Origin of the sequence: Methylobacterium nodulans ORS 2060 (assembly GCF_000022085.1) — a bacterium.
In the GTDB taxonomy this organism is placed as follows: domain Bacteria; phylum Pseudomonadota; class Alphaproteobacteria; order Rhizobiales; family Beijerinckiaceae; genus Methylobacterium; species Methylobacterium nodulans.
The window spans coordinates 1,163,129-1,177,509 of sequence record NC_011894.1; the positions used below are offsets into that span (position 1 = coordinate 1,163,129).

15 protein-coding genes are annotated in these 14,381 nt (G+C 71.1%); 13 read left to right on the top strand and 2 right to left on the bottom strand.

Features of this window, described 5'->3' with window-relative positions:
* Nucleotides 1–131: 131 nt before the first annotated feature.
* The 13 genes from MNOD_RS05290 (at nucleotide 132) to MNOD_RS05350 (ending at nucleotide 11,908) form a co-directional block, all read left to right on the top strand.
* Nucleotides 132–584: an Lrp/AsnC family transcriptional regulator gene (locus tag MNOD_RS05290; RefSeq protein WP_015927800.1), complete on the top strand. Its 453-nt coding sequence runs from the start codon at nucleotides 132–134 to the stop codon at nucleotides 582–584.
* Between the two features lie 94 nt (nucleotides 585–678).
* A complete protein-coding gene (locus MNOD_RS05295) occupies nucleotides 679–1,572 on the top strand; it encodes a LysR family transcriptional regulator (RefSeq protein ID WP_015927801.1) in 894 nt (297 codons plus the stop codon).
* A 91-nt stretch (nucleotides 1,573–1,663) separates the two neighbouring features.
* Nucleotides 1,664–2,479: a putative hydro-lyase gene (locus MNOD_RS05300; RefSeq protein WP_015927802.1), complete on the top strand. Its 816-nt coding sequence runs from the start codon at nucleotides 1,664–1,666 to the stop codon at nucleotides 2,477–2,479.
* A gap of 33 nt (nucleotides 2,480–2,512) precedes the next feature.
* The gene (locus MNOD_RS05305; RefSeq protein ID WP_015927803.1) at nucleotides 2,513–3,763 is read left to right on the top strand and encodes an ABC transporter substrate-binding protein; all 1,251 of its coding nucleotides are present in this window, start codon (nucleotides 2,513–2,515) and stop codon (nucleotides 3,761–3,763) included.
* A gap of 101 nt (nucleotides 3,764–3,864) precedes the next feature.
* Nucleotides 3,865–4,743 (top strand): branched-chain amino acid ABC transporter permease, encoded by an 879-nt coding sequence (locus MNOD_RS05310; RefSeq protein WP_015927804.1) that lies wholly within the window; start codon nucleotides 3,865–3,867, stop codon nucleotides 4,741–4,743.
* A complete protein-coding gene (locus MNOD_RS05315) occupies nucleotides 4,743–5,774 on the top strand; it encodes a branched-chain amino acid ABC transporter permease (protein WP_015927805.1) in 1,032 nt (343 codons plus the stop codon). The genes MNOD_RS05310 and MNOD_RS05315 overlap by 1 nt, the downstream gene beginning before the upstream one ends.
* 26 nt (nucleotides 5,775–5,800) lie before the next feature.
* Complete coding sequence (locus MNOD_RS05320) at nucleotides 5,801–6,538, top strand: ABC transporter ATP-binding protein (protein WP_043750461.1); 738 nt, start codon at nucleotides 5,801–5,803, stop codon at nucleotides 6,536–6,538.
* Nucleotides 6,531–7,235 carry an ABC transporter ATP-binding protein gene (locus MNOD_RS05325; RefSeq protein ID WP_043750464.1) on the top strand — a complete coding sequence of 235 codons (705 nt, stop codon included), beginning with the start codon at nucleotides 6,531–6,533 and terminating at the stop codon, nucleotides 7,233–7,235. The genes MNOD_RS05320 and MNOD_RS05325 overlap by 8 nt, the downstream gene beginning before the upstream one ends.
* Before the next feature lie 78 nt (nucleotides 7,236–7,313).
* Nucleotides 7,314–8,081: a LamB/YcsF family protein gene (locus MNOD_RS05330; RefSeq protein WP_015927808.1), complete on the top strand. Its 768-nt coding sequence runs from the start codon at nucleotides 7,314–7,316 to the stop codon at nucleotides 8,079–8,081.
* Nucleotides 8,078–8,812, top strand: a complete 735-nt coding sequence (locus tag MNOD_RS05335; protein ID WP_015927809.1) for a 5-oxoprolinase subunit B family protein — start codon at nucleotides 8,078–8,080, stop codon at nucleotides 8,810–8,812. Before MNOD_RS05330 ends, MNOD_RS05335 begins: the two co-directional genes overlap by 4 nt.
* The gene (locus MNOD_RS05340) at nucleotides 8,809–9,828 is read left to right on the top strand and encodes a 5-oxoprolinase subunit C family protein (protein ID WP_015927810.1); all 1,020 of its coding nucleotides are present in this window, start codon (nucleotides 8,809–8,811) and stop codon (nucleotides 9,826–9,828) included. Before MNOD_RS05335 ends, MNOD_RS05340 begins: the two co-directional genes overlap by 4 nt.
* Before the next feature lie 169 nt (nucleotides 9,829–9,997).
* A complete protein-coding gene (locus MNOD_RS05345; RefSeq protein ID WP_015927811.1) occupies nucleotides 9,998–11,335 on the top strand; it encodes a multidrug effflux MFS transporter in 1,338 nt (445 codons plus the stop codon).
* 66 nt (nucleotides 11,336–11,401) lie between these two features.
* Complete coding sequence (locus tag MNOD_RS05350) at nucleotides 11,402–11,908, top strand: DoxX family protein (protein WP_015927812.1); 507 nt, start codon at nucleotides 11,402–11,404, stop codon at nucleotides 11,906–11,908.
* Between the two features lie 314 nt (nucleotides 11,909–12,222).
* On the opposite strand, the gene MNOD_RS05355 is transcribed toward MNOD_RS05350, so the two are convergent.
* Entirely contained in the window at nucleotides 12,223–13,173 is a 951-nt protein-coding gene (locus MNOD_RS05355; RefSeq protein WP_015927813.1) for an alginate O-acetyltransferase AlgX-related protein, read from the bottom strand.
* A gap of 47 nt (nucleotides 13,174–13,220) precedes the next feature.
* A complete protein-coding gene (locus tag MNOD_RS05360; protein WP_015927814.1) occupies nucleotides 13,221–14,348 on the bottom strand; it encodes a PAS domain-containing protein in 1,128 nt (375 codons plus the stop codon).
* Nucleotides 14,349–14,381 lie beyond the last annotated feature (33 nt).

Below are 14,381 nucleotides of genomic sequence, written 5' to 3' on the forward strand. Positions count from 1 at the left end.
CTTCGATCCGGACACCGCTTGAGGCCCGGAGTCTCGCGCAAGGATCGTCGAATGTCCCGCCTCTTCGCCGCAGGATCTGCGATACAGGGAGCGGACACGCAATCGTCTGCGGCCCATTGAGAGGATCTGCGATGACCCGGGACGACATCGATGCGCGCATCCTGCGCGTGCTGCGCGGCGACGGGCGCATCAGCAACGCGGACCTCGCCGCGCAGGTCGGCCTGTCGCCCTCCGCTACCTTGCGCCGCTTAAGGCTCCTGGAGAGGAGCGGCGTCATCCGCGGCTACACGGCCCTGATCGACGAGCCGGACGGCGCCGCGCCGCTCGTGGTGCTGACGCAGATCACCCTCGACCGGCAGACGGAGGAATTCCTCAACCGCTTCGAGGCGGCGGTGCGCCGCTGCCCGGAGGTGCGCGACTGCTACCTGATGACCGGCCTCTCCGACTATCTGATGCGGATCGAGGTGAAGGATGCAGGGGATTACGAGCGCCTGCACAAGGAGGTGCTCTCCCGGCTTCCCGGCGTCGCCCGCATCCAGTCGAGCTTCGCGATCCGCACGGTGGTGGGGCGGGGGCACGGCTGAGGGCGGCGCGCGGGCGCCGCTGCCGCGCGGGCGCCGCTGGCGCCCGGTACGGTCCTTGCTGCAGAATCCGCCACGGCCGAAGCCGGGGCGGGGAATGGCGGACCTGAGAAGTCTCGAAATCTTCTACTGGACAGCGACGCTATGCAGCTTCCGCCAAGCGGCCGAGCGCCTGAACACGACGCAGCCGGCCGTGTCCCAGCGGATCGCTGCCCTGGAGGAGGAGTTCGGCGTCAAGCTGTTCGAGCGGCGCGCCCGCTCGGTCTGCCTCACTGCCAAGGGGCGCGATCTCCTCGTCTATGCCGAGCGGTTCCTGCGCCTGCGCACCGAGATGATGGCCGCCATCGCGAGCCCCGGCACCATGAAGGGCGTGCTGCGCCTCGGGGTCTCCGAGACCATCGTGCACACATGGCTGATGCGCTTCATCGAGGCGATGAGCCAGACCTATCCGGGCGTCACCGTGGACCTCTCGGTCGACATCTCGCCCAACATGCGCGACGCTCTCCTGTCCCGCGACCTCGACCTCGCCTTCCTGGTCGGGCCGATCACCATGCCGAGCCTCGTGAACCTGCCGCTGTGCAGCTACTCGGTCGCCTGGATCGCCTCGCCGCGGCTGGATTTCGGGCCCGGCGAGGTGGCGCTGGCCGACCTCGTGCGCTTTCCCATCATCACCTACCCGAAGAACACCAACCCTTACGTCCAGCTCCACGACCTGCTCGCGCGCTCGAACCTGCCGCCGCCGCGCCTCTACAGCAACGCCTCCCTGTCCACGATCGTCCGCATGACCCTCGAAGGGATCGGCGTCTGCGTGATCCCGCCGGAGATCGTCTCGCGCGAGATCGAGAGCGGCCAGCTGCGCATCCTCAATACGGCGGTCCGCCTGCCCGACATCGTCTTCACGGCCACCTACGCCAACACGCCCGATTGCGGCCTCGCCGCGCCCGCTGCCCGCCTCGCCTGCGCGGTCGCGGGCGGGACGTGGCAGACATAAGCGCAGCTTATCGATTTCGATGATGAATCACGATTGGCGCTCGATCGCACAGAATGTGACCATGCCTCATTCCTGGGCAATGGAGACGCCGATGCAGACCGCTCCCCTCCGCCGACCCGCCGACCTCTCGCACCTCAGCGCCCACGAGGCGCGGCTCGCCTGCCGCCGCGGCGAGATCACCGGCAGCACCGCGGGCCTCGCCCCCGGCCATGTGCAGGCCAACCTCGCGGTGCTGCCCAAGGAGCTTGCCACCGACTTCCTTCTCTTTGCGCAGCGCAACCCGAAGCCCTGCCCGATCATCGGCGTCTCGGCGCCCGGCGAGCGGCGGATCCCCGAGCTCGGGGAGGATCTCGACATCGCCACCGACATCCCGGGCTACCGCGTCTGGCGGAACGGCGAGATGGTGGAGGAGCGCCGCGACGTCGCCGATCTCTGGCGCGACGACCTCGTGGCCTTCGCGATCGGCTGCTCCTTCTCGTTCGAGGCCGCGATGGTCGAGGACGGGCTGCCGCTGCGCCACGTGGAGATGGGCGTGCGCGTGCCGATGTACCGCACCAACATTCCCTGCCGGCCGGCCGGGCCCTTCGGCGGCCCCATGGTGGTCTCGATGCGCCCGCTCAAGCCCGCCGACGCGATCCGGGCGGTGCAGATCACCTCGCGCTTTCCCGCCGTGCACGGGGCGCCGGTCCATCTCGGGCTGCCCGAGGCCATCGGCATCCGCGACCTCGCCAAGCCCGATTACGGCGATCCGGTCCGCATCGGGGCGGACGAGATCCCGGTCTTCTGGGCCTGCGGCGTCACCCCGCAATCGGTGATCGCCGCCTCGAAGCCCGCCTTCGCGATCACGCATGCGCCGGGCGCCATGCTCATCACCGACCGCCGCAACACCGAGTTCGCGGTGATCTGAAGTCCGCGAACTGAAACCCTGGAGGAACGCTCAATGATTCGTCGTCGGGATCTTCTGGTCGGGGGCGCGGGGGCCCTCGCAATGTCCGGGATGGGCTTGGCGCCCGTCCGCGCCGCGGACGAGGTGATCGTGGGCGTCCTCTACGCCATGTCGGGAGCGAGCGCGCAGGTGGGGGTCGATGCCCGCCACGCCATCGAGACCGCGCTCGACATCGTCAATACGAGCCACGACCTCGACCTGCCGCTTGCCAGGGGCATGGGCCTGCCGGGCCTCGGCGGCGCCAAGATCCGGCTCGTCTTCGCCGACCATCAGGCCGACCCGCAGAAGGGCCGGGCCGAGGCCGAGCGCCTGATCACCCAGGACAAGGTCTCGGCGCTCCTCGGCTGCTACCAGTCGGCGGTCTCCGCGACGGTCAGTGCCACGGCCGAGCGCTACGGCATGCCCTTCGTCTGCGCGGATTCCTCCTCGCCGAGCCTGCACCGCAAGGGCCTGAAGTACTTCTTCCGCCCGGCCGCCCATGACGAGATGTTCTCGGCCGCGATGTTCGACTTCCTCGATGCGATGCGGCGCAAGGGGCAGAAGATCGACTCGGTCGCCCTGTTCTTCGAGGACACGATCTACGGGATCGATTCCTCCACCGTGCAGCGCAAGCTCGCCACTGAGCGCGGCTACAAGATCGTCGCCGACATCAAGTACAAGACCAACTCGCCTTCGCTCACGGCCGAGGTGCAGCAGCTCAAGACCGCCAATGCCGACGTGCTCCTGCCGACCTGCTACACCACGGACGCGATCCTGCTGACCAAGACCATGGGCGAGCTCGGCTACCAGCCGAAGAGCATGATCGCTCAAGCCGCGGGCTTCTCCGAGAAGGTCACCTTCGACACGGTGGGGGACAAGCTCCAGGGCCTGATCTCGCGCGGCAGCTTCTCCCTCGACCTCGCGGCCAAGCGCCCCTCGATCGGGACGGTCAACGCGCTCTACAAGGCACGGGCGAACCGCGACCTCAACGACAACACCTCGCGCCAGTTCATGGCGCTGCTCGTGCTCGCCGATGCGCTGAACCGCGCCGGCTCCACCGACAGCCAGAAGATCCGGGCGGCGCTCGCCGCCACCGACATCCCGGGCGCACAGACCATCATGCCCTGGAAGCGGGTCGCCTTCGGCCCGGACGGCCAGAACCCCGATGCCGATCCGGTGCTGCTGCAATGGGTCGGGGACAAGTTCGTCACGGTCTTCCCCGAATCGGTGGCGGTCGCCCCCGCACAGTGGCCGATGAAGGCGTGAGCCTCGCCGGAGACGACGCGGGATCCCCTCTCCCGGGTGGGAGAGGGGATCCCGCGGATCTCAGGCACCCTCTCCACGACGAGCCCGGGAGGTTCCCCCCGATGACGACGCAAGCGCTGGCGCAGGTGCTGGCGAGCGGCCTGCTCATGGGCCTGATCTACGCCCTGATCGCGGTCGGCCTCTCGCTGATCTTCGGCCTGATGGACGTGGTGAACTTCGCCCATGGCGAGTTCCTGATGATCGCCATGTACGCGACCTTCTTTCTGGTGCTGGCGACGCATCTCGACCCCGTGGTGCTGATGCCGCTGGTCGCCGCCCTCCTGTTCGCGCTCGGCGCCACCGCCTATCTGGGCATCGTGCGCTTCGCCATGCGGGCCAAGGCTAACCAGGGCATGGTGCAGATCTTCGCGACCTTCGGCCTCGCGATCCTGCTCCAGGGCGCCGCGCAATACCTCTTCACCCCCGATTACCGCAATGTGCAGAACACGTGGCTCGGCGGGCACACCCTGGATCTCGGCGGCGTCTTCCTGCCCTGGCCGCAGATCTTCGGCGCGGCCGTGTCGCTCGCCGCCTTCGGCGGGCTGCACCTCCTGATGAGCCGCACCGATTTCGGGCGGGCGCTCGAAGCCACCCGCGAGGACCAGGGCGCCGTCGCCCTGGTGGGCATCGACCGCAACCGGGTCTTCGCGCTGGGCTGGGGCCTCGGCGCGGCCCTCGTCGGTCTCGCCGGCGCGGTGCTCGCCGTGTTCTACTACATCCACCCTCAGGTCGGAGCGAGCTTCGCCCTCATCGCCTACGTCACGGTGGCGCTCGGCGGCTTCGGCAGCGTCGCGGGCGCGCTCGTCGCCGGGATCATCGTCGGCCTCGTCGAGGCCTTCACGGCGGTGATCCTGCCGCCCGCCCTCAAGTCGGTGGGCGTCTACGCCCTCTACCTCGCGGTCGTGTTCGTGCGCCCGCAGGGTCTGTTCGGGAGGCTCTGATGACCTCGACCACGCTCACCGCCGCCTCCGTGCGTGCCCCCGTCCCGACCCATTCCGCCAAGCGCCGCCGCACCCTCGTCGTCGGGCTCCTCGTCTTCGCCGCCATGGCCGCGCTGCCTTACGGGGTGCGCGACGTCTACCTGCAGAACGTGCTCATCCTCACGGTGATGTACGCGGCCCTCTCGCAGAGCTGGAACATCCTGGGCGGCTATTGCGGGCAGATCTCGCTCGGCCACGCCCTCTATTTCGGGCTCGGCGCCTACTTCACCACGGTGCTGTTCGTGAATTACGGCGTGCTGCCGTGGGGCGGGATGCTGGCGGGCGGCCTCGCCTCGGCGCTGGTGGCGCTCCTCCTCGGCTATCCGTGCTTCCGGCTTGCCGGCCACTACTTCTCGATTGCCACCATCGTGATCGCGGAGATCGGGCTGCTGCTCGTCCACAACTGGGACTTCGTCGGCGGCGCCATGGGCATCCAGTGGCCTTTCAACCCGGATTCCTGGTGGACCCTGCAATTCGCCCGCGACAAGGTCCCGTATTTCCACTTCGCCCTCGGGCTCTTCGTGGCGGTGTGGTTCGTCACCTACCTGATCGAGGAATCCCGCTGGGGCTATTGGTGGCGGGCCGTGAAGGACGACGCCCAGGCCGCCGAGAGCCTCGGCGTCGAAGTCTTCCGCTCCAAGATGGCGGCGGCGGCGGTCTCGGCCTTCTTCACGGCGATCGGCGGCGGCTTCTACGCGGCCTACGTCTCCTACATCGATCCCGAGAGCGTGATGAGCTTCCGCTTCTCGCTGCTCTTCGCCCTTCCGGCGGTGCTCGGCGGCATCGGGACGCTGTGGGGGGCGCTTGTCGGCGCGGCGATCCTCATCCCCCTCACCGAGATCAGCCGCTCGTATCTCGGCGGCAGCGGCAGCGGCCTCGACCTGATCCTCTACGGCCTCCTCGTCATGGGCGTGGCGCTCGCCCGGCCCGAGGGCGTGCTGAGCCTCTTCCGCCGCACCCGCACCGCCCGCAACCAGGAGGCCACGCCGTGAGTGCCGACCCGATCCCGCGGCAAGAGATCCCGCAGCAAGACCCGATTCTGCGCGTCGACCACGTGACGCTCCGCTTCGGCGGCCTCGTCGCCAATGCCGATATCTGCCTTGAGGTGAGGCGCGGCGAGATCCTGGGCCTCATCGGCCCGAACGGCGCCGGCAAGTCGACGCTGTTCAACCTGATCTCCGGCGCCTACCGGCCGACGAGCGGGCGCATCCTGTTCGAGGGGCGGGACATCACCGACCTTCCGGCGCCCGAGCGCTGCCGGGCGGGCATCGCCCGCACCTTCCAGGTGCCGCGCTCCTTCGACTCGATGAACGTGGTCGAGAACGTCATCGTCGGCGGCTTCGTGCGCCATCGCCGGGCCGCGGAGGCGCGGACGGCGGCGCTCGCCACCCTCGACGCGGTCGGCCTCGCCCACCGGGCGGAGGCGGTCGCGGGCGAACTCACGCCGCCCGAGAAGCGCCGGCTCGAAGTCGCCCGCGCGCTCGCCACCGAGCCGCGCCTCCTCCTCCTCGACGAGGTGCTGACCGGCCTCACCCCCAGCGAGGCCAAGGCCGGGGTCGAGCTGATCCGGCGCGTCGCCGAGCGCGGCGTGACCGTGATCATGGTCGAGCACGTCATGGAGGTGGTGATGCCCCTGGTCGACCGGGCAGTGGTGCTGCATCTCGGCCGGGTGCTGGCGGAGGGGCCGCCCACCGAGGTCGTGCGCAACGATGCGGTCATCACCGCCTATCTGGGAGAGCGCCACCGTGCTGCTTGAGGTCCGCTCCCTCTCCACGGCCTATCAGGGCCTGCTCGCCATCCAGGACGTCTCGCTGGAGGTCGCCAAGGGCGAAATCGTGGTCGTCGCGGGCGCGAACGGCGCCGGCAAGTCGACGCTGCTGAAGTCGATCGCCGGGATGGAGCGCCCCCGCGCGGGCGAGGTCGTGTTCGACGGCGCCCGCATCGACGGCCTGCCGGGCCATCTCATCACGGCCCGCGGCATCGCCTACGTGCCCGAGAACAAGCGCCTGTTCCCGCGCCTCTCGGTCGCCGACAACCTGCGGCTCGGCCGGTATCTCTACCGGGGGCAGCCCGATGCGGACGGGCCGCTGGAGCGGGTGTTCTCGCTCTTCCCCCGCCTCAAGGAGCGGCTGCCGCAGCGGGCCGGCACGCTCTCGGGCGGCGAGCAGCAGATGCTGGCGATCGGCCGCGCGCTGATGACCCGCCCGCGCCTCCTGATGCTCGACGAGCCTTCCCAGGGCATCATGCCCAAGCTCGTCGACGAGATTTTTTCCGCCATCGAGACGATCCGGGCGGCGGGTGTGACGATCCTGCTGGTGGAGCAGCGGCTCGCGGAATCGCTCTCCATCGCCGACCGCGCCTACGTGCTCCAGACCGGCCGCCTGATTCTCACCGGTCCCGCCGCGACGCTGCGCGACGATCCGGAGGTGCGGCGGGCCTATCTGGGGATCTGATACGTATCACTGTTCCCTCCTCTCCCACTCGGGAGAGGGGAGGCGTGCCAATCCGTTGTCGAAACGACGGGAGATCCCATGCCCTCCATCGACCTCAACTCCGATCTCGGCGAAGGCTTCGGCGACTATCGCTGCGGCGACGACGCGGCGATGCTCGCCATCGTCACCTCGGCCAATGTCGCCTGCGGCATGCATGCGGGCGATCCGCAGATCATGGCGCGCACCTTCGGGATTGCCCGCGAGCGCGGCGTTGCCGTGGGCGCGCATCCGGGCTTCCCGGACCTCTGGGGCTTCGGACGGCGCGTGCTGCCCTACACCCCGGCCGAGATCGAGCGCATCGTCGCCTATCAGATCGGGGCCGCGCAGGCGCTCGCGACCTATGCGGGCCACCGCATCACCTACGTGAAGACCCACGGGGCGCTCGGCAACCACGCCGCCGCCCACGAGGAGGTCGCCATGGCGATCGCCCGCGCCGTGAAGGCGGTCGATCCCGGCCTGTCGCTCCTGGCCATCGCGCTCACCGCACAGGTGCGCGCGGGCGAGGCGCTCGGCCTCGACATCCACCAGGAGATCTTCGCGGATCGCGGCTACACGGAGGCCGGCCAGCTCGTCCCACGCGGCCAGCCGGGCGCCCTGATCGAGGATCCGGAGGAGGCCGCCGGGCGCGTCCTCGCCATGGTGCAGGAGGGTGCGATCATCGCGGCCAGCGGCAGGCGCCTGCCGACGCCGATCCGCTCCATCTGCGTCCACGGCGATTCGCCGAACGCCGTCGCGACCGCCCGCGCCGTCCGCACGCGGCTCGAAGCGGCCGGCCTGACGCTCGCGCCCTTCCGGCCGGCGCCATGACGGGGCCGCGCCTCCTTGATGCCGGCGAGGCGGCCCTGGTCGCGGAATTCGGCGACCGGGTCGACCCGGCGATCAGCGACCTCGTGCTCGCCCTCGACGACGCCCTGCGGGCCGACCCACTGGCGGGCCTGCGCGAGACGGTGCCGACCTACCGCTCGCTGATGATCCACTACGATCCCCTGGTCCTCGACCGGGAGACGCTCGCCGCGCGGGTCCGCGCCCTGGCGGACCGGGCCGGCGAGCCCGGTCCGGGGGAAGCCCGGCATGCGGGCGCCCGCTGGATCCTGCCCTGCTGCTACGACCCGGCGCTGGCCGAGGATATCGGCGCCGTCGCGGAGGCGATCGGGCGGCCGGTGGCGGAGGTCGCCCGCCTCCATGCCGGGGCGGAGTACCGGGTCTACATGTACGGCTTCGCGCCGGGCTTCGCGTATCTGGGCGGCCTGCCGGAGGCGCTCGCGGTCTCGCGCCGGGCGACGCCGCGCCCGCCGCACCCCCCGAACGCCCTGATGATCGGCGGCGGCCTCGCGGCGGTCGGCAGCGTGCCGATGCCGACCGGCTGGTACGTGATCGGCCGCACCCCCGAGCGGCTCTACGCGCCGGATCGGGAGAATCCCTTCCCGGTCTCGGTCGGCGACACCCTGCGCTTCGAGCCGGTCGATGCCGCGACCTTCGCGGATCTCGACGCGCGGGCGGCGGCGGGCGAGCGCGTCGGACGCCGGGAGGCCGCATGAGCATCGGCTTGCGCATCCTCGCGGCGGGCCCCGGCGCGACCCTGCAGGATGCCGGGCGGCACGGCTACCTGCGCTACGGCTTCACGGCGGCCGGGCCGATGGACCCGCTCGCCCATGCCACCGTCAACCGCGCCCTCGACGGGCCGCTCGGCGCCACCGCGATCGAGATCTCGCTCGCCGGCATCGAGCTGACGGCGGAGGGAGCGCCGATCGGGGTGGCGCTCGCGGGCGGCGCCTTCCGTATCCGCCTCGACGGCGAGCCGGTGCCTCCCGCCGCCCTGCTGACGCTGCGGCCCGGCGCAACGCTCGCGGTCCGGGCCGGACAGGCGGGCGCATGGTGCTACCTCGCGGTCGCCGGCACGATCGACGTCCCGCCGGTGCTCGGCTCGACCGCGACCCACACGCGCTCGGGCGTCGGCGGCCTGAACGGCCGCGCCCTGCAGGCGGGCGACCTCCTGCCGATCCGCGATGCCCGGCCGGGCCCCGAGGAGGTCCATGCCCTCCTCGCGCCCTGGCTCGACCGCAAGCCGGAGTCGATCCGCGTCGTGCTAGGTCCTCAGGACGATTTCTTCGCCGAGGACCAGATCGCGGCCTTCCTCGACGGTCCCTGGACGGTGACGCCGCGGGGCGACCGCATGGCCTGCTTCCTCGACGGGACGCCGCTCAGGCACGCCCGCGGCTACAACATCGTCTCGGACGGCATCGCCATGGGGGCGGTCCAGGTGCCGGGGGAGGGGAAGCCCATCATCCTGATGGCCGACCGGCAATCGACCGGCGGCTATCCGAAGATCGCGACGGTGATCGGCCCCGATCTCGGACGCCTCGCCCAGGCGCAGGCCGGTATCCGCCTGCGCTTCGAGGCGGTCTCCATCGCGCAGGCGGTGGCGGCGCGGCGCGCCGAGGCCGAGGCGCTGTCCCGACCCGTTCCCCGGGAGCCCCTGGTGCGCACCGACTTCCCCTCGGAGTTCCTGCTCGGCCGCAACCTCATCGGCGGGGTGGTGGACGCGGTGGCGTGAGCCGGCGGCAGCCCGCAGGGGAGGCATGTGCGCCGCCGCCTTGCGGCGGGGATGCGCCTCCGGCACTGGTCCGGCCACCGGCCCGAGCCCTGGGCTGGAGCATTTTCCGACGAAGCGGATCCCGGCTCGTCGCCGAAAAATGCGGCCAACTCAAAGGCTTAAGAGCGGCATGACACGCGAGGCTCACACCCAGACGACGCAGCCGGCCACGAAGATTCTCTCGCCCAAGCCCTGGACCGGGCCGGGCTTCGTCGAGTTCGTCGCCCTCACGGCCTTCGTGATGGGCCTCACCGCCGTCACGATCGACAGCTTCCTGCCGGCCTTCCCGGCGATCGCCCACGACTTTGCCATCGCCGACCCGAACCGGCCGCAGCTCCTCGTCTACGTCTACATGCTGGGCTTCGGGCTGGCGCAGATCGTCTACGGCCCGCTGTCGGATTCGGTGGGCCGCCGGCCGGCGCTGATCGGCGGCACCGCGATCTATCTCGCCGGCAGCGTGCTTGCCATGATGGCGCCGAGCTTCGAGTTCCTGCTCCTCGCCCGGGCCGTGCAGGGCATCGGCGGCGCGGCCGGCCGCATCCTCGCGGTCGCCATCGTGCGCGACCGGTTCGAGGGGCGCGACATGGCCCGCGTCATGTCCTTCTGCATGATGGTCTTCCTGATGGTGCCGATCCTCGCGCCGGCGATGGGGGGCCTGATCCTGGCGCTCGGCCATTGGCGGCTGATCTTCGGGGCGATGCTGGCGCTCGCCGTCGTGGCGCTGGCCTGGTTCGGCTGGCGGATGCCGGAGACGCTGCATCCGGCCTATCGGCGGCCCCTCGACATCCGGGCGGTGGCCGGGGGCATCGCCACGGTGGCGGCGACCCGCGCCTCCCTGGGCTACGCGACCGCGCTCGGCCTGCTGACCGGCTGCATCATGGCCTATGTCGGCTCGGCGCAGGCGATCTTCGACACCGGCATCTATCAGCTCGGCCGCCTGTTCCCGGTGGCGTTCGGGCTGATCGCGGGCGCGATGGGTGTGGCGACCCTCATCAACGCCCGGCTGGTGCGCCGCTTCGGCATGCGGCGCCTGTCGCACGGGGGGCTGATCGGGCTCTGCCTGATGGCCGTGGCGCAGCTCGGGCTGATGCTCGCCTTCGCGGGGCGGCCGCCGCTGCCGCTCCTGATCCTGACGCTCGCCGCCTGCCAGTTCCTGCTCAGCTTCGCGATGCCGAACTTCAACGCCATCGCCATGGAGCCGCTCGCGGCGATCGCCGGGACGGCCTCCTCGTTCATCGGCTTCTACACGACCTTGCTGGCAGCCTTCTGCGGGCTCCTGGTCGGCCAGTCCTTCGACGGCACGGTGATCCCGCTCGGCATCGGCTACTGCGCCCTGAGCGGGATCGCGCTGGCGGTCGTGGTCTGGACGGAGCGCGGCCGGCTGTTCGGCTCCGGGGCGATGGCCCGCCCGGCCCCCGGCCCGGTCGAAGGCCGGGCCGGGCGAAGCTCTTCAGCCGAGCGGCATTAACCGGCCCTTGAGGCTGGACCCCGCAGGGTTGAGGCGGGCGACAGGGTACCGCGGAGGACCGGGGACATGGCAATCGAGGGGCGCAACCGCGACGGGATCCTGCTGGCGGGCCGTCTGCTGCTGGCCGCGGCTTTGCTGCCCGCCGGCATCGCGCGGGCGCTCAACCCCTCGGGCTTCGCGCTGACGCTGGCCGCCACGGGCATGCCCTATCCGCACGCGGTGGCGACCGTGTCGGTCGTCGTCACGATCTTCGGGCCGCTCGCCCTCGCGCTTGGCGTCCTGCCGCGACTCACCGGCTGGGCTCTGGCCATCCACACCCTGGTGATGGGGCTGCTCCTCCACCGCTTCTGGGACTTCGCCGGCGCGAGCGCCCTCGTCGAGCGCGAGCTGTTCCTGGCCCAGGCGGGCCTGGCAGGCGGCCTGGTGCTCGCGGCCCTGGCCGGACCGGGGGCCTGGAGCTGGCAGGGCTGGTGGCACGGGCCGCGAAGCAGCCCCGCACCCGCCCCGGCTGCGAAGAAGCGCGCCGCCCCACGCGCTCCGCGCTCCCCCAAGCCGGCCCGCGCGGCGGCCTGATACGGCTTCTGGTTGATTCCTTCCGAGACGGGTATGCGCGGGGAACCCCTCTCCCGTGCGGGAGAGGGGCAGGCGATCGAAGATCGCGCGTGAGGGTCCAGGTGGTTCAGCAAGTATCCTGAACCGTCCCGCTGCCAGCACCACGGTTGTGGGTGCTTGCTGCACGGTCCGGGACCCTCACCCCTACCCCTCTCCCGCACGGGAGAGGGGATCCCGCGGTTCCCGCGCCCTCTTGTCTCCGAACGGATCAACCGGAAGCCGTATGACGGAGGATCCGGGGAGGTTCGCCTCGGCGGCCCGGGCCCAGGCCGCCGTCAGGCGGCGGTCGGCTGCGGCATGCCCTTGCGCTCGCGCACGAGCCGCGCGAGGGCTGCGCGCCGGAATGTCTTCGGCGGCAGCCGCGCCAGGAACCGCTCCGCGAACTCGCTGATCACCACGTCGGGGCGGACCTCGGCCAGGTAGTCCCAGTCGATCCCGGGGGTCCACAGGAAGTGCACCTCCCGGAAGGTCTCGGCGAGGAGGCCGGTGAGCTGGCCGCTATAGACCTCCCAGCGGAAATGCGCGCAGGAATCGCCGAACACCACAAGGCGGCGCGGATCGGCCCCGGGCGCGTCGTTGCGGAACACGACGTGGGTGCCGAGATGCAGCTCGCCGATGCGGTCCTCCGCCTCAAAATCCCGCACGAGGTCGTTGGCGTAGATGCGCACCGCGTCCCGCTGCAGCGCCTGCGGAACATAGGTTTCGAAGCGCAGCGGCGTGAGCTTCTGGCCGAGATCGCCGCAGACCGGCGCTGGGGGCAGGGCCCGGCCGCTGCGCAGATCCTCCCGCGGCGCCGTTCCGAGGCGGCGGCAGATCGCCTCGTAGGCGATGAAGCAGCCGTCATGCGTCCAGTGCGTGTCGGTGCGGAAATAGAGCTCCTGCGCATCCCGCCGGGCCCGCATGGGCTCCACAAGGTCGAGATAGGCGCCCGCCGCGGCCGATCCGCGCAGCCAGCGCCGCAGCCGCTGCGCCGGCGAGGCCGCGACGTCCAGGGCAAGCCCGCCGGTCAGGTTGTCGTAGATCGTCAGCTTCTCCGGCACGACGATGTGCAGGTAGCGGATCCCGAGCCGCCGGCAGCGGTCGGCCCGCGCGATGACGACCTGCCGCCAGCGCCAGTCGTGCGCCCAGGTCCGCCACGACCGCCTGTACTGGGCGAGCACGTCGTTGTTGCCGCCGACCAGGAACAGCCAGCCGTCGCGCCCCTCATGCACCATTCCGGCTTCCACGTCCGACCCTCCGCCGCGGCTCCCCCTCACGCGCTCCGGCTTCGCGGTCAAGGCGGGCCCACGTAGCGGCCGGTGACGTCGATGGCCACCCCGAAGACGCGAGCCTCGCCGCGGGCGGTGCGCAGGCGGTTTCCGCGGCAGGCGATCCAGCACTGGAGCCCGGCCGCATCGGTGACCCGATAGACGAGATCGAAGCCGCCCTCGCCCCGCAGCGCCTGCTCCAGCGCGTCGATCACCTGCGGCGCATGCGCCGGATCGATGCGCCGGGTCCAGGCTTCGAGCGGCCCGTCGACCGCTCCGATCAGGTCGGAGGCGCCCTCCGACCAGCGCACGATCCGGGTCGCGGGATCGATCTCGAAGACCGCGAGCCCGGCTGCCGCCACCGCGAGGCTCAAGGCTTCGTCGCGGGAGCGCAGAGCCTCCTGCGCCATCACCTGCTCGTGGATGTCCGACAGGATGCCGACCCATTCCCGGATGCTCCCGTCGAGGTTCTCGAGGGGCAGGCCACGGGCGAGCATCCAGCGGTAGCCGCCCCCGCGATGGCGGACACGGTAGGCGATCTCCAGCGGCTCGCCGGAGCGGCGGGCCTCCGCCCAGGCCGCGGCGGCGCGCTCGCGGTCGTCGGGATGGAGGGCATCGAGCCAGCCGCCGTCGCCGATCGCCGCATCGGGCTTGCCGGTGCGGGCAGTCCAGCCGGCGCTCTGGACGAGTTGCCCATCCGGGCTCGCCCGCCACTCGATCGCCGCACTCGCCTGGACGAGGGCCCGGTAACGCTGCTCGCTCTCGCGCAGGCTCGCCGCCGGGTCGAGGGCGGGACGATGCGCGGCGGCCGATGCGATCTGCGTGAAGGTCGGTTCGTAGCGCCCGAGCGGCAGGTCGATGCGCACGGTGAGCGGGCAGGCGGGATCCTCGTAGATCTGCTGGAGAACCTGCCGCAGGCGGCGCGCCTCGACCCGCACGATGGCATCGGTGGCCGGATCGAAGTTCGGCGCGCGGCCCAGCGCGTCGGTGGCGATCGTGTAGGATTTCAGCAGGCTGCCGCGACCCGCGAGGCTCTCCCCGACCACGTAAGAGAGGAAGGCCGACAGCTGCGGCGACTTCCTGAGCGGGGGCTGCTGGAGCAACTCGGCAAGGGCGTCGCGGATGGCCTCGGATCCGATCGCATCCCGTTCCATCGCGGGGATCTGGTGCTTTCGTCGTGGAGGGAG

What these genes read in the sequence shown, in the direction of transcription:
- MNOD_RS05340 (WP_015927810.1), top strand. Translation starts at nt 8,809, where the DNA reads ATGAGCATCGGCTTGCGCATCCTCGCGGCGGGCCCCGGCGCGACCCTG.
- MNOD_RS05330 (WP_015927808.1), top strand. Translation starts at nt 7,314, where the DNA reads ATGCCCTCCATCGACCTCAACTCCGATCTCGGCGAAGGCTTCGGCGAC.
- MNOD_RS05290 (WP_015927800.1), top strand. Translation starts at nt 132, where the DNA reads ATGACCCGGGACGACATCGATGCGCGCATCCTGCGCGTGCTGCGCGGC.
- MNOD_RS05295 (WP_015927801.1), top strand. Translation starts at nt 679, where the DNA reads ATGGCGGACCTGAGAAGTCTCGAAATCTTCTACTGGACAGCGACGCTA.
- MNOD_RS05300 (WP_015927802.1), top strand. Translation starts at nt 1,664, where the DNA reads ATGCAGACCGCTCCCCTCCGCCGACCCGCCGACCTCTCGCACCTCAGC.
- MNOD_RS05350 (WP_015927812.1), top strand. Translation starts at nt 11,402, where the DNA reads ATGGCAATCGAGGGGCGCAACCGCGACGGGATCCTGCTGGCGGGCCGT.
- MNOD_RS05315 (WP_015927805.1), top strand. Translation starts at nt 4,743, where the DNA reads ATGACCTCGACCACGCTCACCGCCGCCTCCGTGCGTGCCCCCGTCCCG.
- MNOD_RS05335 (WP_015927809.1), top strand. Translation starts at nt 8,078, where the DNA reads ATGACGGGGCCGCGCCTCCTTGATGCCGGCGAGGCGGCCCTGGTCGCG.
- MNOD_RS05345 (WP_015927811.1), top strand. Translation starts at nt 9,998, where the DNA reads ATGACACGCGAGGCTCACACCCAGACGACGCAGCCGGCCACGAAGATT.
- MNOD_RS05305 (WP_015927803.1), top strand. Translation starts at nt 2,513, where the DNA reads ATGATTCGTCGTCGGGATCTTCTGGTCGGGGGCGCGGGGGCCCTCGCA.
- MNOD_RS05310 (WP_015927804.1), top strand. Translation starts at nt 3,865, where the DNA reads ATGACGACGCAAGCGCTGGCGCAGGTGCTGGCGAGCGGCCTGCTCATG.
- MNOD_RS05360 (WP_015927814.1), bottom strand. Translation starts at nt 14,348, where the DNA reads ATGGAACGGGATGCGATCGGATCCGAGGCCATCCGCGACGCCCTTGCC.